Source organism: Nocardia sichangensis, assembly GCF_047200615.1.
Lineage (GTDB): Bacteria > Actinomycetota > Actinomycetes > Mycobacteriales > Mycobacteriaceae > Nocardia > Nocardia sichangensis.
This window is the reverse complement of sequence record NZ_JBJZOK010000011.1, coordinates 23,236-41,144: the sequence shown is the minus strand read 5'-3', so window position 1 is coordinate 41,144 and position 17,909 is coordinate 23,236. Positions and strand designations below refer to the sequence as shown.

The following is a 17,909-nucleotide window of genomic DNA, read 5'->3' as shown; positions in this document are numbered from 1 at the left end:
GCGTGGCCATGCTCGTCGGGCCCAGCGGGGCTGCCTGGAGCCAACCGGACCCCAGCGAGATGCAGCCGGTGAGGGAGTGTCAGCCAGGGCGCAGCGCTCAGCCGCGTACGCCGATCCTGCGCCCTAGCGAGGCGCGGTCGTGAGCGTTTCGCAGTCGGAATCGGGACGAAGCGGCCCGGCCATCGCGCGCACCCGCGCCGGGCGGCAGTCGCGCATCATCGAACTGCTGTCGGCGCACGCGGTACGCAGCCAGACCGAACTGGCGGCGCTCCTGGCGGCCGAGGGCATCGAGACCACCCAGGCGACGCTGTCGCGGGACCTCGACGAACTCGGTGCGGTGAAACTGCGCGCGGCAGACGGCGGCGCGGGCGTCTACGTGGTTCCAGAGGACGGCAGCCCCGTCCGCGGTGTCACCGGCGGCACCGACCGGCTGTCCAAACTGCTCGGCGACTTGCTGGTCTCCACCGACGCCAGCGGCAACATCGCGGTCCTGCGCACCCCGCCCGGCGCGGCCCACTACCTGGCCAGCGCCCTGGACCGCGCGGCCCTGTCGTACATCGTCGGCACCATCGCGGGCGACGACACCATCGCCGTCATCGCGCGCGAACCCCTGACCGGTGCGGAAGTAGCCGCGAAGATCGAACAACTAGCCTGATCCGTCCCCGACTCCGTGCCTGATTCGTCGAACCGCCATCCGGCCTATCGCGACGCCAAGGTGCGCACTCTAATGGAGACGGCCGATCGGGTGGCCGGCCCCGGTGGAAGGACACCGGCGCTGCACCTCGTCGACGACGTAGGCCGGCAGCACGCTCAGCTCGCTGTTGTGCTGGTTTCGAACAACCCCTACGCCTTGGGCCCTCCTGTCCTGGGCAGTCGCCCGTCGCTCGAGAGCGGCCTACTGGGCATCGTCGTTCTCGACGCGCCGGATCCCAGGCGGCATCCTCCAGGGCGCGCTTGGAGCGCACCGGACTTCGAGGTCTTCGCCCCCGCGCCGGTGCACGCGGGTATCGACGGTGAGCCAGTGGTGCTGAACGCGCCGCTCAGGTTCGCCATTCGCCCGGCAGTGCTCCGCGTGCGCATCTCCTCCCGGCATCCTGGCGCCTCGCCCTCCGCTCGTCTGCGACCGGCAAGGTCCCCGAGGAGCGCTTCACCGTCCGTCCGCAGGCAGGCGCCGGAGTAGTCGGCCGGGTACGACGCCTCTCCGCCTCGACGACCGATACCTGCGGTCGCGTACGCCCGCCACCATGGCCGACGTTCCGGCTCCGAGGACCGAGCCGAGCACGACGTCACCGGGGTAGTGCACGCCGGTGTGCACCCTCGAATAGGCCACCCACTGGCGAGCAACCGGATCGGCACTGCCAGCGCCGGGTAGCGTCGGCCCACCGAATAGGCGAACGCAAAAGCCGAGGCGGCGTGACCGGACGGGAAGGACGCGGACTCCAGCATCGGAACGAGACGGCCGACAGTGACCTCGATCCAGCTCACTTGTCGGTCGAGCTGAAGATACTGCGGCTGTACATGGGCACGGTTGATGGGTGCCGGCTCTCCAGCGGAGCGCGGAACCCGACCCCCGATTATGAATGAGCTTGCATCATCGTGCATAATCATTTGCAGAATGACGCAGGGCCTCAAGGCTGGTCGCGAGGGCGTCGGGGCCGGGCCGTTCCCACTGCTCGGACACCCGCCATACTGCTGATACACCTACCGAACATCGAGGAGCACACAGAACATGTCCGAGCGCGTCGTACTCGCCTACTCCGGTGGGCTGGACACCTCCGTCGCGATCAGCTGGATCGGCAAGGAGACCGGCGCCGAAGTGGTGGCCGTGGCCATCGACCTCGGCCAGGGTGGCGAGGACATGAACGTGGTGCGCCAGCGCGCCCTTGACTGCGGCGCGGTCGAGGCGATCGTGGTCGACGCGCGCGACGAGTTCGCCGACCAGTACTGCCTGCCCACCATCCAGGCCAACGCGATGTACATGGGCCAGTACCCGCTGGTGTCGGCGATCAGCCGCCCCCTCATCGTCAAGCACCTGGTCGAGGCCGCCAAGTTCCACGGCGCGAGCACCGTCGCGCACGGCTGCACCGGCAAGGGCAACGACCAGGTCCGCTTCGAGGTCGGCATCGGCGCGCTCGCGCCCGATCTGAACGTGATCGCCCCGGTTCGCGACTACGCCTGGACCAGGGAGAAGGCCATCGCCTTCGCCGAGGAGAACGCGCTGCCGATCAACGTCACCAAGAAGTCGCCGTTCTCCATCGATCAGAACGTCTGGGGCCGCGCGGTGGAGACCGGGTTCCTCGAGGACCTGTGGAACGCCCCGACCAAGGACGTCTACGACTACACCTCCGACCCAACCGTCAACTTCGAGGCTCCCGACGAACTCATCGTCACGTTCGACAAGGGTGTTCCGGTGGCCATCGACGGCCGCCAGGTCAGCGTGCTGGAAGCGATCATCGAGCTGAACCACCGCGCCGGCCGCCAGGGCGTCGGCCGCCTGGACATGGTCGAGGACCGCCTGGTCGGTATCAAGAGCCGGGAGATCTACGAGGCTCCGGGCGCCATCGCGCTGATCACCGCGCACCAGGCCCTGGAGAACGTCACCATCGAGCGCGAGCTGGGCCGGTACAAGCGGCAGGTCGAGCAGCGCTGGGGCGAGCTGGCCTACGACGGCCTGTGGTTCTCCCCGCTCAAGCGCGCGCTGGACGCCTTCATCCTGGACACCCAGCAGCACGTCTCCGGCGACATCCGGATGGTGCTGCACGGCGGCTCCGCCGTGGTCAACGGCCGCCGCTCGGAGCAGTCGCTCTACGACTTCAACCTGGCCACCTACGACGAGGGCGACACCTTCGACCAGTCCCTGGCCAAGGGCTTCGTCCAGATCCACGGCCTGTCCTCCAAGGTCGCCGCCCGCCGCGACCTGAACCAGAAGTAAGCCTCAGGCGTGCCGGTGCCCGACCGAGCACCGGCACGCCGACGGCTCCCACGAGGGTGGCCTCGAACCAGAATTCGCGCTGCACCGCCTCGACTTCGGCGGCGGTGGGGTAGGAGTGTGGCTTCCCGTAGTCTCGAATCGGCGTTCGGAGTGTGCTGACAGGGCAGCAGTGCACCCCGAAAGCAACCTGCGTACGCCTTCGCCCCGGCGCTCGAGGCCCCGGCATATGGTTTCGAGCAACCACCGAAGCTGCGTCGAACAGGAACGACTCGACCTGTGCGCGCCGACGCAACAACTCGTTCCTCGGTCCAACGGAACGACTGAGCCGCAAGTCGATGCACCAGTTGATCCCGCAAACCAACCCACAACTGTTCTCGCGAATCAACGCACCAACTGATCTCGCAAGAACATGGGTAACTCCATGTACTCACATCGAACTAGCTTGCGATTGGCGTCGTTGTCAAGAGCGGACCGTGTTGGAGGCAGTTGGTTGCATTGGGTCGCTGAGCTGCGGATACTTCGAATACCTACCCCACTCCGGCTATAACATCGATTGCTGGCGTTGGCGGGTGCGAGCCTCGTTGGTTGACGTCAGTCATTAAATGGCGGGTTTGATGACAAGTAGCGATGACTGACCAGCAACCACGCCGGGCCACGAGCGAATCGTGCATGGTGCAACGTGGGATAACGACCACGCGCCTTTGGCCGTCGCCCTGACTGCTTCGGCCAGGCCCTGCACCGCCATCACCCGCACACATCAGCGACGCGGCGAACTTGGGCCGCTAGTGTGCCCATGTTCGATGCGCCCTCGGCAGGACACACAAACATGGGTGACTGAAAAACGCCTGGTCATCGTGGGCGCATATCCCCTCTGAAGACTCGCAAATGCCCTGCGGGCGTTGGTCAATCGGCCCAACTCCAGGGGTGGGGCATGTCGAACACGGGAACGAGACGACCTGCGGTTTTCGGGTGGGCTTGGTACCGACTGGGTATCGGGTAGCCGAGTGCCGGGCGGTACCGGCCCGGGGGTCGTGGAAAGCCCACTAGGGTGGCGGGTGTGGTGGCTACCGATGCAAGTTTGATGGAACGGCCCGCGTTGGCAGCGTTCAGCGAAGCTCTTCCGGAGGCTGCTGAAGGCGCGTGGTTCGCGTCTGTGGCCACTGGGGCTGTGCTTGAGGTGTCGTCTCAGCGGCCGGTTTGCACGCCTCAGTTCGAGCCGCGGGCGGAGTCGGCGCTCAACTCCACGTTGAGGGAGGTGGCCGCGCGTCTGCCGGGATCTCATCGTGGCGTGATCGCAATCGGTGAGTGCAGAGGTCCCTGGGGTGTGCCGGACTTGGTCGCTTTCACCCCTGCACGGATTGGTCAGCGGTTGAGCTGCGGGGTTCCTCCGTTGTTGGCACAACACGACTGCCGCCTCGTTGCAGCAGCAGGGCGATGGATGGAACCGGCGATGTTGGCGGCAGCAGCGGGGGTGTCGTCCAGCGCTGGTGACCGCTATATGCGGCGACTGGTCGGGATCGGGGCGCTCGAGATGCGGCGCGGTCGGCTGAAGCGCGATCGGGGGATGGTTACTCTGGGACGGCACTGGGCGATCGAGGCCAAGGTAGATGACTGGCAAACAGGGCTGGCGCAAGCGCACCGCTACCGCCTGTGGGCAGACGGAGCGGTCCTTGTATTGGGGCGGGCAAGGGTTCCCGTGGATGTTATCGCGGAACAAGCACGGCACTATCGAGTCGGTCTGGTAGTCGAGGGCGCCTGGGTTACGCGCCCGATTTTGGTACCGCCCGATGACGCCACCCGGCTACACGCATCCGAGCACATCCTGGCCGCGCTGGTGGGTGAAACGCGGCCTACTCGCACGTGAGTGATCAGCTCTCGGCTCGAACATACGCGTCGAACCCGCTGCGCAATCCGTCTAGCCACGCAGCCTTCTCCTTGCGTCCGACTCCCTGCGACCCCAGGGCGACTGCGTGCTCCCAGGCCAAAGCAGCGCCATCGAACATTCGTTGCACGGTGGCGACGCGGTCGGTGTGCTGCTTGGAATCGAGCACAGTGCGCATTTGCTCCTGAAGAATGCGCAGGTGCTGGATGCGGTGCCCTCGCATGTCGCTGGGTATCGGTGCACCCCATCGCATCGCTTCGCTGAACGTCGGCGCGAGATCCTCGAGCGCTCGTGCAGTGGTCACGGTGAACCGCGCGAGCAGCCCGGGATGCGGGCTGTAGTTGGTGTTTCGCCCGCCCTCCGTGTCCCTGAATGATTCCGGGCTGCAGGTTCGTTGGCCTTGGTCCCAGCCGGTGCCGACGGTGTCGGCACCGGCGACTGCCGCGACGATTCCGAGGTGGTCTGTATACGCCGCGATCACTCGACTGCGAATCGTCAGTGAGTGAATCGTCCGGAGCCAGCCAGCAATGGCTGCGGTGTCGGTCAGGTCGGTCGGATAGCCGCTGCGATCGCGGACGGGCACGACGTAGAACGCGGGTGCTCGCAGGCGTGCGATTCGACCAATGTGTGTGTCGAGGGGCGGCCCGGCGCGCCAGAAGCTATTTGTGCCAGCAATCGTGAGGATACACTTCGGCTGTTGCCGAACACTCTCGGCAGCTAGCTCTCTCGCCAGGTCTGCTGCTGGCCCGGCCGGGGTGTCGACGCAGACGGTCGGCGCCAGGTAAGGCAGGCCGAGTCCTGCCTGTATTTCGAATACCGCGCGAACATGATCGGCAATTGCTCCCGAATCGTCCAGGTTCCCACGCCCATAGTGCGGCCAGAGCGGCCACTGGTCATAGAAGTCCCATTGGTCTGTCCCGGGCAGGGTCGCGGCCCAGGTAGCCGAGTCGAAGAGGATCTCGGGAGCATCGCTGAACAAGGAAGCGGCATCGTTCAACTGCGTGGCGACGGCATTCGCTGACGGATGGTAGGGGATGGTGATCGGCGGTGTCGTAAACGGGCTGAGAATCGCCCCGTCGGCCACGCCCTCAGCCAGTGCTTCGTTCAGCCAGTTGAGATGAGCGCCGCGTTTGCCGTCATGGAGGAGGACAGTCACGATGGGATACCTACACCGAGTTCTTCGAGCAACTCGGCCGCATCGAGGTATCGGCGGGCTGGTTGGCGGTCCAGGCAGCGATCGATGATCCCGGCGAAGTCGTCATCGAGGTCGGGTCGGAGGTTCTTGACCGGTGCGGGTTGCTGTTCCCGAAGGCGTCGGAAGTAGTCCTCTTCATTGCCTCTGGGATCCACCGGAAGCTGGCCGGTGAGGACGGAGTAGCCCAGGATGCCTACCCCGTAGATATCCGAATATGGCTCGGGGTTCCCGCCGGTCACCTGCTCTGGGCTGCGGTACCCGGGGGTGCCAGGCTGGTAGAGACCGGTAAGCGACAACTCGGTGAGATGCCGAGCGAGTCCTGGATCGAGCAGAGTCCACGTCCCGTCGGCGCGTCGGCGCACGTTGCCGGGGCTGAGGTCACGATGAACGACCTCGTTCTCGTGCAGGTGGTGCAGCGCCTGCACGAGGCCGACGACAAGGTCGCGAGCGTCTTGTTGAGTCCAGGCTCCCACGGGAAGCTCGCGGAGATCGTGGCCATCGAGAAGTTCCTCCAGCCAGCCGACGGCAGACGGTCGCGCCGGATCGCCTACTGTCACCAGCCCGCTGCGCAGTGCGACAATTCGCCTCCCTGCGGTAGCGGACACTTTGCCGAGCAGGGTCACTTCGCGCTTTGCTCGTTCGAGCACGAGCGCTTGGTGGGGAGGCAGGACTTCGACGGCCTTCACCACAACGTCCTCGGTTCCACGGCGGGCGACGAAAACCCGCTTCTGCCCACCATCTCGTAGTGGATGCAGGTCCGTAACCCCTAGCGCTGCGGCCACCTCTTCGTAGAACGTGCTCAACCCCAAACCCTCCCGTGCCCTGTGATCGCTAGCCATACAGGTATACGCCACTCGGTGACGGATTCCGAGCACAATTATCCATCAAAATCTCAAGTTGCTCGCTTGTCGCGCGTCCAGTGCTCGTAGCCATCGGCTCACGGAACCTGCTCGGTCACGTCTTCGGTTTGTGACGCATCCGTCGCTGCGTCGGCACCGGTGAAGAATGAGCGCAACCATGGCGGGTGTCAGCCAATGAGGCCGCGAGCTGGGCGATGCTCTTATGGCCTGCTCGCCGACCCTGCCGGCCTCGCGAACAAGACAGGGGGCATCATCGGGCGAGCACTATCGCTGACGGGGTTGTCGGCCGGATTCTCGCGTTCGGTCCGGTGGCGTGAGATGTCGGCTGGGTGTGGTTGTGCCGCTAGTCGTCTCGGGTGTCGCGGTCGGTGAGGTACTGCTCGACCCGCCACGTGTCGGGCGCGTACAGCTGGTCCGGGTTTGGCTGGCGGCGTGGTTGGAGCGGGGGCTCGGTGTTGGGGGGCAGGATCCACAAAACATGGGCACCCGGAAGACGCCTGGTCATCATGGATGGCTACTCGATCTATCTCGCTCTCGTACGCTGTCCGGGGCAGGCTAAGATGCACTACTCCCAAGTCGCCTTTCCCAGCCCGCCGTTAACAGGAGTGCCGCGGGCCAGATGACCTGGGACCAAGTCGAATTGCGAGAGGAGTCGGCGAACACATGCCTGCACGTGGGAGCAAACCATCCCGACGGCCGAGCGAGCCCTACGGCGGCAGTGATGACCCTCTCCACATCGAAGGTTCCTGGGTCTGGGCTCCCTTGAAGCGGGCTTGGCTGATGAAGAAGCCTGAGGAAATGGTCCGTCAGGAGTTCATCTACCGTCTCCACACCCAGTGGAAGTTTCCTCTCGAACAGATGCGCCAAGAGGTGCGTACTCAGCGGGGACGAGGGGCCACACGGGCAGATGTCGTTATCGCCGAGTCGGTGGAAGCTGCCAAACAGAACCGGGACTGGCGAATCGTCGTCGAGACGAAGGCCGAAAACATTCCGATCCGCGCCGACGACTACGGACAGGGCGAGTCTTACGCCCGCGCAGTAGGGGCGGAATTCCTGGTTATGCACAACTCGAAGGAAACCGCGTACTGCCGCTTGATTCCAGGCGCGCCAGGTGAACGGATCGAGATCACACGAATCCCGCAAGCCCATGAGCTGGGTGACGCCAAACGCCTGGAAGAGATTCGCCAGTCCACGAAGACGTTCACTCGTGATGAGTTCCAGAGGCTGCTTTTCGAATGCCATTCAATTCTGCGGGATAATCACAAGATGGACCCCGGTGCGGCATTTGATGAGATCTCGAAGATTCTCTTCATAAAAATGGCCTATGAGCGCCAGGGAACTTCTGAAATTTTTACGATAGACCGCCTCAAGCAGATCGCTGCGGTGGGCCTCCTCAAGGACGATGACCCAGCGATCCTTACACAAATGTTCGATAACACTAAGAGTTTCTACCGCGCAGATCAACTGTTCGGCAAAAATGAATCGCTGAAGGTTTCTTTGGCGACCTTCAAACGAATCGTTTCGAAACTACAGAAGTTCAACCTCTCCGACACGGGAGACGACGTCAAAGGTATCGCGTTCGAACGGTTTCTTGGGCAAACATTCCGTGGAGAACTGGGCCAGTTCTTCACGCCTCGCCCTCTCGTCGATTTCATGGTGGAAATGCTGGACCCGGAGGAGGGTGAGGTTGTCTGCGACCCCGCCTCCGGCACCGGTGGCTTCTTGATCCGCGTTTTCGAGCACCTGCGAGAACGCCTTGAACGAGAGATTCAGGTAGAAAAGGCCGCAGCCTCCGAACAGGCAGAGAAGGACGCGGAGGCAGAGGGATGGAGCGACGATCAGCTTGTGGCCCGGCTGGAGGAGATCCAGGCCACCTATAATCGACACCTCGATGTGACCGATAAAGAGGCTCGGCTTCACAAAATCGCCCACAATTGCATCTTTGGCACAGACGCAGAGGCTCGTGCCGCCCGGACCAGCAAGATGAACATGATCATGCACGGCGACGGCCATGGTGGTATCCACTACCACGATGGCCTCCTGGATGTGAACGGAATCTTTGAGGAAAATTTCAATATCGTCCTGACCAATCCACCTTTCGGTGCCAACGTTGGCAAAGATCAGATAGTGGGCGCAACCGAACAAACGCGAGTCGAGCTCGATCCCGATATACTTCGCCTCTACCGGCGTCGGTACGGCCGTAAGTGGGAGGCTGCCCATGACCGGATGGTCCAGGCCGCCGAAGAGCGCCGTACTATTCTTGAGCTTTTTGATATCGGGAGAGACCCGATAGCAGCGCCGCCGGAATCATCCAAGGTTCGCCCGAATCGCCCGACTGAGCAACTGTTCATAGAGCGCTGTCTCAATTTGCTCGCGAAGGGTGGGCGAATGGGGATCGTCCTCCCTGACGGCATCTTGAATAATCCGTCGTTGGCATGGTTGCGCGAGTACGTCGAGGGTCGTGCGCGGTTGCTGGCGGTGGTTTCGGTCCCGCAAGATGTGTTCGCGTCCTCGAAGGCTACGGTGAAGACCAGCTTGGTGTTTCTCCAACGCTTTACTGAGCAGCAGGAGCAGGAGTGGGAGGCCGCGCTGGAGACCGGGCGAGCCGAGGCCGCCAGCGCGCTCGTAGAACAGCGCCAGGAGGTCGCCGACATGCGTCGGAGGGCGGCGATTTTCGATCGTGACGACCTGGCCGACCTGGTGGACGAGATCAGCGCGCTGGAGGCGGCAACCAAGCGCGACCCCGTCGCGATCCGTGGGCTGAAGACGCGGCTGAAGGAGTCCCTCTTGCCTGGTGATCAAAAACGTCAAAAGGATCTCGACAGGCAGGCACTAGCCGCCGAGCGGGAGCTGGATCGGCGCGAGGCTGAAATGACTCGGAACCGAGCGCGCGAACTGACCTCGTATCCGGTCTTCATGGCCGAAGCGGAATCGGCGGGCATTACGAGCACCGGCGAAACCGGGCTGCATGTTCCCAACGACCTGCCGGAGATCGTGGCCGCTTACCGCCGCTTCAAGAATGAAAAGGCGGGCTTCGCCGAGGAGGTCTCACGGAGCCTGTCGGGAGCAGAGCAACAGACCGCGAGGGCGATTTGATGCCACCTATCCGTGTGGTGCCGTCGGCTGCCCTTGCCCGATGGGACGTGAAACATATACTCGCCGGTCGCTGGCTTAGGCCAGCGTCCGAAATCGTCCGTTTCGGTGATGTGGCGAAACGGCGCGTGGAAGTAAGCGACGGAACTCTTCGGTACGGCTCTATCCACTTCGACGGGAGCATCAGTCGGCGACCGGATACGACCACGATCCAGGGCACGACATACCTGGCGCGTCCACAGGATGTTGTTTTTTCCAGGATTGATATAAGGAATGGGGCCATCGGCGTTGTTCCGAACGAGTTCGGGTCGCTCGCTTTCACCAACGAATATCCCATTTACGACGTCAACGCAGTCGGCCGGGTAATTCCTGATTTTGTTCGTCTACTGTGCCGCACACAGGTTTTCCGGTCGCAGGTCGAGGCGCTGGTCGTCGGGCATAGTGGCAGAAAGCGCGTCTCGGCCGAGATGTTCGAGGACTTGCCGATCCCTGCTCCCACTATCGATGACCAGCGGGCAATTGTGGAGCGGCACATGCAACATGTCAGCGAAGCCATGTGTCTACGAAGGAAGGCCGCCGATGCCCTCGCGGGCGCCGTCGACGAGATCACCCGCCTGCTGGACCTGAAGTCCCCCGATGTCGCACCCATTACCAAGCCATTCGTTATCCCGTCACACCGGGCAACTCGGTGGTCGGTCTTCGCAGCTACCGCAGTGGCTCAAGGTATCAGCGACGAGTTGCAGAGCTGTTATCCAGTCAAGCCGCTCGGTGATCCTGAACTTTCTCTCGTAAGCTACGGTATCCAGAAAAGCCCGCGTAACAGGCCGGACAAGAATGGCCGCCCTTACCTGCGAGTCGCCAACGTCCAGGATGCCTACCTCGACCTCCGGGAGATCAAGTACATCGATGTCCCCGATGCGCAGATGGACACATATCGCCTCGAGCCCGGAGATATCCTGTTCTGCGAGGGGAACTCCGCTGAACTCGTAGGCCGACCAGCGTTGTGGGGCGGAGAAATCGAAGACTGCGTGCACCAGAATCACGTACTCCGGGCACGCCTGAACCAGGATGCCTTGCTGCCGCAATACCTGATGGCTTTTATGCAAACTGCTCCGAGTCGAGGACATTTCCGGCGCAGAGCCAAGAAGACGACCAACCTGGCGACCATCAATAGTTCCGATGTTCGTGAGTTGCTGGTACCTATTCCACCGATCGCGGAGCAGAACCACATCGCTGATCTCTGGGTCTCTGCCCAAGAAGAGGCTGCGAAACTCCGTGCAGCTGCGAGTGAGGCAGAAAAGAAAGCATTTACCGAGACCGAGGTTCTCATCGCTGGCGGGTGAAGCGGTGTGGTGGGCCTGGCCGACCTTCCTGACGTTCACGTGCACCTATGTCCGGGCCGACAGGCGTGGAGGGATTGCGGGGCACGGTCGTTCGTTTCGGATGAGTAGAGGAACGGACTTCTGTGCAGCCCCGCCGACGCAGATGCCGTCCGACGGTGCACACCGATATCTGCCCGCCCTCGGCAGTCAGCTCGGTCAAGATGCGAGGCCCGACGGGCTCCACCCGCATCATTGCCGCACCTGCACGCTCCCGCCAGGCCGGGACCACTGCGGACCACTGTGAGTTGATGAAGCAACGAGAGTTGTTCTAGAGGAAAGCCTTTGGCTAACAATGCAATCGTGAGAGCATCTCAGTTGTGAGCATCTTGGCGTGCATGGTCTGTGGGACGAGCGAGGGAGCGCAGGAACGACCTGTTCCTCTCCGGACGGTTGCCTGCGATAGGTGTTGGGACGAGGCGGTGAATTTCCCCGACCGCGAACCGGAGAAGATCGACATCGAGCTAACAGTCGACCAGCTCCGTGTCGCACCAGCAGCTGACCCCAGAGAAGGTACGCCGAGCGTTTGCAAGTACTGCGAGACTGAATGCTCCTGGCATCGCACACTGCATGGGCGCTGGTTACTGCTTGAACCTGGTGCCTACCCGACTTCGAAGATCCCTCCAGGAAAGCGCTGGCGCGTCGCTGGGGACGGCACAGCGGTCAACCTGGGCGGTGCCAACCCCACAGACGAATGCAGGATCACCCACTTCGATGTTTGCCCCGCTAAACGAGCTCCGGAAGACGGCACATTGTTGCTCGCTATATGGCGCGGCAATCGCAGGGACTGGACGGCCAGGCAGAACCAGTGACAGCCCATAGTTGGCAATGCGTGTGCCGCGAGGCCCCCGGACGGTGGTGCCGTCCGGGGCTCATTGTGTCGCGGCTGCGGTTACCGGTCGGCGCGCTCCGCGACTTGGCGTAGGTATTCGCGGATCAACTCGGCCAGCCGTCGGTCCAGTTCATCCAGTGCACACGCGGGCCGATGCACGCCCGGCGTTGCCACACTGTATTCGGTGCCCAGTACAGACAAAGCACGCTCACGCGGACGACAGGGCGATGGGCAGTGGTGGTGGACGCTGAGGGTGCGGATCGCGTCGTCGGGACTGAGGTCGCCGGGATCGACCGCGCAAATGGCATCGGCGATGCTGCTGTCCTGGATCGCGGGCAGTGTGGTGCGGTGGGCGATCCGGGCCGCGTCACGGCCGCCGCGCTCTGGTAGGTCCTCGGGTCTCATCGGGTCGCTCCCCATGTTCCGAGTGCGGCCCAGCAGCAGCGCCAGCTCCCGTCACCCGTGCCGGGGCTGGTGGCGTGGCCGGGGGTCCAGTCCTGGGCGACCGTCAGGCTGGGGCCGAGCAATTCCAGCCCTGTCAGCATGGTCGTGACGTCGCGGGTCGTGCGGGGCCGCAGTGTCAGGTTGTGCTCGGTGTAGACGGCGGCTGCGCGCCGGGCTACGTCGGTCACGGTGTTGGTGCAAATGTGGGTCATCGCCACGTACCCGCTGGCCAGGGCGGCCACCAACTCGGCGATTACCTTTCCGGGTGCGTCGAGTTGTTCCAGGACCAGCGACCCGAACACCAGCGCGATCGGCTCGCGGGGGTCGAGCCAGCCTGGCTGGCCGATGGCGGCCAGGATCGCGGCTGGGTGACCCGGGTCGGCCCGCGTGAACCGGGATTTGGCCATGAGCAAGGCGCGCCCGTGTGCCGCTACCAACGCGCTGTCATCGAGGTAGAGCACGTGGGCGGCCGGATTGATTTCGCGGGCAACGGTGTGCACGTTGCGTTTGCGCGGAAATCCGCACCCGATGACCACGAACTGCGAGACCCCTGCCCGCGCCAGCTCCGCTACCGCGCGCAGTAAAAACATGTGCCCGGCGTGGACGCTGGCCCGGAATCCCGGCGCGCGACGGTCCAACAGGGCGGTCATGTCGCGGTCGCAGGCGAAGTTGTCCTTGCCGGATATCTGGTCGGGGTCGTAAGGACGGTCGAGGTCGGCGGGCAGCAGAGCATCGAGGACGCGAGCGTGGGTCGGCCCCGACAGCTCGGCGTTGACCGCTCGCTCACGCGCCCGGATCGTGTCCGGGTCACAGGCCAGTTGGGTTGTCTGGCCGCAAGTGGGGCACATCACCAGTTCGTCACCACCGACTGCATCCAGTCCCGGAACGCTTCGTAGTCGACCTCGGTCGATACGTGCATCGGGCGTCCGTACGGGTTGCGGTACAGGCGCGCGTCGTGGCCGATGCGGATGCGCTCGCTGGTGAACTTGACGAACGGATAGCCGAGGGCGGCAGACAGGGTCAGTGGGTCGTGCATCCAGGAGCCGTCCTTGACGGCGAACCAGCGGTGGAAATGCGTGGACAGCCATCGCGCCCACTCCGGAGCGGAATCGGCGTTCAGGGCATCGAGCAGCGCCCAGTCCTCGGTCACCCGGATCGCGGGATGGTTGGTGTGCTCGGAGAGCACCAACCTGGGGCGGGGCAGTACTCGCAGGGCGAGGCCGGCCGAACTCATGTCTGTGTGGAAGTTATGGGACGAGCGGGTGAGGTCCCTATAGTGGCCGAGCCAGCCGCCCATCTGGGTGACGACCAACTGCTCGGCGTACTCCGGTGCGGCGGTGAGCACCGCGGCCAGCTCGGCCATCGGACCGCACCCCACCCAGCGCACCGGACCTTCGGCCGAGGCGATCACGTCGGTGAGGACATCGATCATCGCGTGATGACGGTTCTCACGTTCCTCAGGTGTCGGGCGTATGTAGGCGGGGATCTGCTGGCCGGGATCGGGCAGGAACCGGCGCTTGCCGCCCAGGTCGATACCTTCGACGACGGGTACCTCGCCGCGGTCGAGCCAGTCCAGCACGCGGCGGGCGAACTGTGCGCGCAGGCCGCCGACCTCATCCGCTGTGACCACGACCAGCTGGCTCGGTGGCACCAGCCGCGCCGCGAGCACCAACGCCACGAAATCGTCCGGGTCATAGGCGATGTCGGTCGACAGCATCACGAGGCCACCAGTGTCGGGTTCGGGTTCGGGTTGGGCGGTCCACAGGTCGGTCGAGGGGACATGGTCGGGCATGTTCGGTTCTCCTTCATCGGGGTGAAACAGGTTGTGCCGTATGGGTTGTGGTTGCACGAATGGCCGGATGGTGACCGTGCGGCGCGGGTCACCGGCCAGCGGGAACCGGATCACGGTCGTCACCGGCCATGCGGTGGGGCGGCAATCAGGTGTTTCGGGCATGGGGTGCTCCCTCCAGGAAATGGATGGGTGATGTCCACACGGCGACCTCAAGCCGAAGCCGCGTGCAGGTAAGGAAGGACCGAGCGAGATGCCGAGTGGTGCGCTACGCCAAGGTGGTGGTCATCGGTAAGCGGCGGGTACCGGCGAGGAGTTCTTCGACCAGGTCGGCGTAGGCGACGGCGAGGTCATCGACCACTTCCGCTGATTGCCAGAACACCTCTTCGGAGGCGCCCGCCAGCGCGGTGTAGATGTGGGCGGTCAACTGGGCGAGCCGGTCGATGACCTGACCCATCGTCTGGGTGTGGACCCGCGCGCCCGAGACCGGTTCCGGGATCACCACCTGAACCCAGGTGTCGATGGTGTCCATCAACCGGGCGCGGGGCGCGTCGATCACCGCCAGCGCTTCCCACGCTGTCTGTTCACGCCGCTGATGCAGCACGGCCAGTTCGGCAGCCGCGTTCAGCACCAGGTCGTCGACGGGCAGCGGGAAGCCCCGGCAGGCCATGAGCAGCTCGTCCTTGCCCGGCAGCACAGGTCTCATCAGCCACCGTCTCCGAGCGCGGGCAACCGCACCGACCGCTGCGTCAGCGCGTCGGCGAGATCGGTGTAGCCATCCACCAGCTCCGCCAGCCGATACCAGGCCGCGTGCACCTGCGGATCTGCCACATCATCCACAGTCATCAACAGGTGATAGGCGCGCATCTGGCTACGAGCGAGGCGGTCGATGACCGCGCCGAGAGTCTCGGTGTGCAACCGCGCCCCCGAATGCGGCACCGGCAGATGCATGGCCGCCCACGTATCGACAGCGAGAACGAGTTCGCCACTGCGGCAACGGCAGCCGCACCCCAACCACCCTGGTGAGCTGTGATAGAGCCTCCCGAATTCGGCGGCGAACCGCGTCAGCCGGTGCGCGTCGACGTGATGGCCGCGAATAGCCAAGAGCAGCGATTCCCCCGAGGGCAGCACCCTCGCATCGTCGTCTGGGGTGAAGGCCATCACTCACCTCCGCGCCCGCGACGACCGGGCGGGGGCGAGAAGGTCGCGGGCACGGCACGCCACGCTGGTGCGCGACGGGATCGCTGTGGCGTCGACCGGCTCCGAGATCCAATGCCAGCCGGTCGGGTGATCGGTCATCGGCAACCAGATCCGTTGCCCAGCGTCGAGCACTCGCACCCCGCGCGTCTCCAGGCTCGCCACCGTCGGCGTCGACAATCCGGCACCCCAGGCCGGGCCGACCAGGAACACCCACTCCCGATCCGGGCGGGCATGGGTCAGGACGGGCACCGAGGCGAACTTGCCCATATCGAGCAGAGCCTTCCGCACCCGCCCACCCAGCGGCGCGGGCATCACCACCGCACCCACCCTCAGCGACGCGACCAGGAACACGCGATCGAACGCGCACGACACGATGAACCCGCGCCGCCGGTACACCTCGGCGACCTCCCGCGCACTGTGACATCTCTCGAACATCACCGCACCACCGCCCGAACCTCAACCATGGGCCATGCCGCCGCGTCCAGAGCGGCATCGAGTTCTGCCAGCTCGAGGGCGGCGGCCTCGTGTCCTCGTGCGGCTCCCGCACTGAACGCCGCGACTGCCGCGGCCGAGGCCACGGCCTGCTCGCCGGTCACTGTGCCCGGCCCAGCCGTGAGAGGGCCTGCGCGGCGTCGCCGAGCGACCACAGCCGCTCCGCCGAGTTGTCCATCATGGCCAACCCGACGAGTTCGAGCACCGTCAAACCCAGCGTTGCCGCATAGCCGCGCATGGCGTCCAGCTCTTCGGCCACCCGCAGAGCGGCGCTCGCTTGGTTCTTCGACAGCGTCCGGCCAGGTAGGAAGCTCACCACCCACTGGCCCTGGCCAACGCAACGGGCCTGATGCCCGATCTGAGCATCGCCGGTCAACGATCGCTCACTGTTTCTTTTCGGCATGTCCAACCGCCTCTGAGCTTGGGAAGAGAGTTCAACCCGCGTTTGAAGTCACAATTGGATTTAAACTTAAAATTGAGTTTTGCGCTAGATTTCAGGTCAATTCGATGCGGTAGTTTGGGCAGAAGCATCGGGCAAGGACGGAAGGATCGGATGCGCGACGACGAGCTATCAGATGCGTCGGCCCTGCGGTTCCTCGTTGGAAGCGCGCTCAAAGCAGCGAGAACCAGCGCGCGCGTTACGCAGCAAGCCGCCGCGAAGCACATCGGCTTCACGTCGGGCAAGTTGAGCTACATGGAGAGCGGCGAAACTGCCCAGAGCGCCGACCATGTCGCCCAGTTGATGCGGCTCTACAACGCACCCGCTGAAGATGTCGAGTGGGTGGTCTCGCTGGCGGTCCGCGCCGACCACGGCGTCCTGTCCACGCGCAACGACGACGTTTGGCCCGACTGGTTCAAGCTGTACGTCGGCCTTGAGAAGCTGGCCCAGCGGCAATTCGAGTACACCAACAGCTTCTTTCCCGGTCAGCTCCAAACACTCGACTACGCCACAGCCGTGGTTGGCGATAGCCTCCACATACCCGCCAAGGATGTCGCTCAGACCGCTCGTGCACGTATCGACCGGCAACGGGTGGCTGACGACGACAAGCCGCTCCAGATCAGCGCGGTCGTGGAGGAGTCGGTACTGGATCGGCCCTTTGGCGGCCCGACGGTGATGATCGAGCAGTTCGAGCATGTCCTCGAACTGATGACCTTGCCGAACATCGACCTGCGCGTCATCCCTACAGCAGTCGGGAATCACGACGGGCTATCGAACCCGTTCATCCTGCTGAACTTCACCGATGCTCGCGGGATCGCTTACATCGAGTACCACACCGGTGCCCTCTACCTGCAAGAACGCGCCGACGTAGACTTGTATGCATTGATCGCGGATCGACTCACAGATAGAGCGCTCTCAGCGGAGGACACGGCAAGCGCCATTCAGAGTCGGATCATGAAGATGAAGAACATGGAGTGAGGATGACCACCAATATCCGGCTGAGTGAGTGGACAACGAGCACCTTCAGCGGCAACAACGGTGGCGCGTGCGTTGAGGTAAAGATCGATGGCGACGCCATCCTTGTCCGCGACACCAAGTTCCGCCGAAACCCAGCCAACCACGGAACGCCACAGCCTCAGATTGAGATACCGATCAGCCTGTGGGCCGAGGTCTGTGACCGTACAGTCGGCATGTCCTCCTTCGCGGTGGGTGAGACTATGCGAGTGACTATTCACCCTGATGGCGCGGCGACCTTCAGCAGCCCAGACGCCGAACTGGATTTCACACCTGACGAAATGGACGCATTTGCCAAGGGCATCGTTGATGGGGAGTTCACGGCACCCTGACCTCCGAACAGTTGGTCGATCCAGTC

General features: G+C 64.0%; 17 protein-coding genes. 7 read left to right on the top strand and 10 right to left on the bottom strand.

Translation table 11 applies throughout. The features are described from left to right. Nucleotides 1-139: 139 nt before the first annotated feature. Together ACL03I_RS17210 and ACL03I_RS17205 are read left to right on the top strand one after the other, a co-directional pair. Nucleotides 140-655: an arginine repressor gene (locus ACL03I_RS17210; RefSeq protein WP_412806466.1), complete on the top strand. Its 516-nt coding sequence runs from the start codon at nt 140-142 to the stop codon at nt 653-655. 1,074 nt (nt 656-1,729) lie between these two features. After that, a complete protein-coding gene (locus ACL03I_RS17205; RefSeq protein ID WP_355080705.1) occupies nt 1,730-2,932 on the top strand; it encodes an argininosuccinate synthase in 1,203 nt (400 codons plus the stop codon). A gap of 1,868 nt (nt 2,933-4,800) precedes the next feature. Here ACL03I_RS17205 and ACL03I_RS17200 read toward each other — a convergent pair. Both ACL03I_RS17200 and ACL03I_RS17195 read right to left on the bottom strand, forming a co-directional pair. Then, nucleotides 4,801-5,970 (bottom strand): hypothetical protein, encoded by a 1,170-nt coding sequence (locus ACL03I_RS17200; RefSeq protein ID WP_412806465.1) that lies wholly within the window; start codon nt 5,968-5,970, stop codon nt 4,801-4,803. Then, nucleotides 5,967-6,812 (bottom strand): serine/threonine-protein kinase, encoded by an 846-nt coding sequence (locus ACL03I_RS17195; protein ID WP_412806464.1) that lies wholly within the window; start codon nt 6,810-6,812, stop codon nt 5,967-5,969. Before ACL03I_RS17195 ends, ACL03I_RS17200 begins: the two co-directional genes overlap by 4 nt. Nucleotides 6,813-7,649: 837 nt before the next feature. Between ACL03I_RS17195 and ACL03I_RS17190 the strand changes: the two genes are divergently transcribed. The 3 genes from ACL03I_RS17190 (at nt 7,650) to ACL03I_RS17180 (ending at nt 12,153) form a co-directional block, all read left to right on the top strand. Then, complete coding sequence (locus ACL03I_RS17190) at nt 7,650-9,965, top strand: restriction endonuclease subunit M (protein WP_412806463.1); 2,316 nt, start codon at nt 7,650-7,652, stop codon at nt 9,963-9,965. A 125-nt stretch (nt 9,966-10,090) separates the two neighbouring features. Then, nucleotides 10,091-11,305 carry a restriction endonuclease subunit S gene (locus tag ACL03I_RS17185; protein WP_412806462.1) on the top strand — a complete coding sequence of 405 codons (1,215 nt, stop codon included), beginning with the start codon at nt 10,091-10,093 and terminating at the stop codon, nt 11,303-11,305. A gap of 374 nt (nt 11,306-11,679) precedes the next feature. Continuing rightward, nucleotides 11,680-12,153, top strand: a complete 474-nt coding sequence (locus ACL03I_RS17180) for a DUF6083 domain-containing protein (RefSeq protein ID WP_412806526.1) — start codon at nt 11,680-11,682, stop codon at nt 12,151-12,153. 80 nt (nt 12,154-12,233) lie between these two features. On the opposite strand, the gene ACL03I_RS17175 is transcribed toward ACL03I_RS17180, so the two are convergent. The 8 genes from ACL03I_RS17175 to ACL03I_RS17140 form a co-directional block, all read right to left on the bottom strand. Beyond that, entirely contained in the window at nt 12,234-12,578 is a 345-nt protein-coding gene (locus ACL03I_RS17175) for a hypothetical protein (RefSeq protein WP_412806461.1), read from the bottom strand. Then, a complete protein-coding gene (locus ACL03I_RS17170) occupies nt 12,575-13,465 on the bottom strand; it encodes an SAM-dependent methyltransferase (protein ID WP_412806525.1) in 891 nt (296 codons plus the stop codon). The genes ACL03I_RS17175 and ACL03I_RS17170 overlap by 4 nt, the downstream gene beginning before the upstream one ends. Further along, a complete protein-coding gene (locus tag ACL03I_RS17165) occupies nt 13,465-14,571 on the bottom strand; it encodes a nucleoside hydrolase (RefSeq protein ID WP_412806460.1) in 1,107 nt (368 codons plus the stop codon). The genes ACL03I_RS17170 and ACL03I_RS17165 overlap by 1 nt, the downstream gene beginning before the upstream one ends. 103 nt (nt 14,572-14,674) lie before the next feature. Continuing rightward, entirely contained in the window at nt 14,675-15,112 is a 438-nt protein-coding gene (locus ACL03I_RS17160) for a DUF4254 domain-containing protein (protein WP_412806459.1), read from the bottom strand. After that, nucleotides 15,112-15,567, bottom strand: a complete 456-nt coding sequence (locus ACL03I_RS17155) for a DUF4254 domain-containing protein (RefSeq protein WP_412806458.1) — start codon at nt 15,565-15,567, stop codon at nt 15,112-15,114. Before ACL03I_RS17155 ends, ACL03I_RS17160 begins: the two co-directional genes overlap by 1 nt. Before the next feature lie 3 nt (nt 15,568-15,570). Continuing rightward, complete coding sequence (locus ACL03I_RS17150; RefSeq protein WP_412806457.1) at nt 15,571-16,041, bottom strand: hypothetical protein; 471 nt, start codon at nt 16,039-16,041, stop codon at nt 15,571-15,573. Beyond that, nucleotides 16,041-16,202, bottom strand: a complete 162-nt coding sequence (locus ACL03I_RS17145; RefSeq protein ID WP_412806456.1) for a hypothetical protein — start codon at nt 16,200-16,202, stop codon at nt 16,041-16,043. The genes ACL03I_RS17150 and ACL03I_RS17145 overlap by 1 nt, the downstream gene beginning before the upstream one ends. After that, nucleotides 16,199-16,474, bottom strand: coding sequence for a hypothetical protein (locus ACL03I_RS17140; protein WP_412806455.1), 276 nt, complete (start codon nt 16,472-16,474; stop codon nt 16,199-16,201). Before ACL03I_RS17140 ends, ACL03I_RS17145 begins: the two co-directional genes overlap by 4 nt. Nucleotides 16,475-16,651: 177 nt before the next feature. Between ACL03I_RS17140 and ACL03I_RS17135 the strand changes: the two genes are divergently transcribed. Then, nucleotides 16,652-17,515: a helix-turn-helix domain-containing protein gene (locus tag ACL03I_RS17135; RefSeq protein ID WP_412806454.1), complete on the top strand. Its 864-nt coding sequence runs from the start codon at nt 16,652-16,654 to the stop codon at nt 17,513-17,515. Nucleotides 17,516-17,517: 2 nt separating this feature from the next. After that, nucleotides 17,518-17,883: a DUF397 domain-containing protein gene (locus ACL03I_RS17130; protein ID WP_412806453.1), complete on the top strand. Its 366-nt coding sequence runs from the start codon at nt 17,518-17,520 to the stop codon at nt 17,881-17,883. The last annotated feature ends 26 nt before the right edge of the window (nt 17,884-17,909 follow it).

Excerpts from the sequence above, each read along its gene's own strand:
- ACL03I_RS17175 (WP_412806461.1), bottom strand. The coding sequence starts at position 12,578 with ATGAGACCCGAGGACCTACCAGAGCGCGGCGGCCGTGACGCGGCCCGG.
- ACL03I_RS17155 (WP_412806458.1), bottom strand. The coding sequence starts at position 15,567 with ATGGCCTTCACCCCAGACGACGATGCGAGGGTGCTGCCCTCGGGGGAA.
- ACL03I_RS17165 (WP_412806460.1), bottom strand. The coding sequence starts at position 14,571 with ATGCCCGAAACACCTGATTGCCGCCCCACCGCATGGCCGGTGACGACC.
- ACL03I_RS17205 (WP_355080705.1), top strand. The coding sequence starts at position 1,730 with ATGTCCGAGCGCGTCGTACTCGCCTACTCCGGTGGGCTGGACACCTCC.
- ACL03I_RS17170 (WP_412806525.1), bottom strand. The coding sequence starts at position 13,465 with ATGTGCCCCACTTGCGGCCAGACAACCCAACTGGCCTGTGACCCGGAC.
- ACL03I_RS17130 (WP_412806453.1), top strand. The coding sequence starts at position 17,518 with ATGACCACCAATATCCGGCTGAGTGAGTGGACAACGAGCACCTTCAGC.
- ACL03I_RS17180 (WP_412806526.1), top strand. The coding sequence starts at position 11,680 with ATGGTCTGTGGGACGAGCGAGGGAGCGCAGGAACGACCTGTTCCTCTC.
- ACL03I_RS17160 (WP_412806459.1), bottom strand. The coding sequence starts at position 15,112 with ATGAGACCTGTGCTGCCGGGCAAGGACGAGCTGCTCATGGCCTGCCGG.
- ACL03I_RS17190 (WP_412806463.1), top strand. The coding sequence starts at position 7,650 with ATGAAGAAGCCTGAGGAAATGGTCCGTCAGGAGTTCATCTACCGTCTC.
- ACL03I_RS17150 (WP_412806457.1), bottom strand. The coding sequence starts at position 16,041 with ATGTTCGAGAGATGTCACAGTGCGCGGGAGGTCGCCGAGGTGTACCGG.
- ACL03I_RS17135 (WP_412806454.1), top strand. The coding sequence starts at position 16,652 with ATGCGCGACGACGAGCTATCAGATGCGTCGGCCCTGCGGTTCCTCGTT.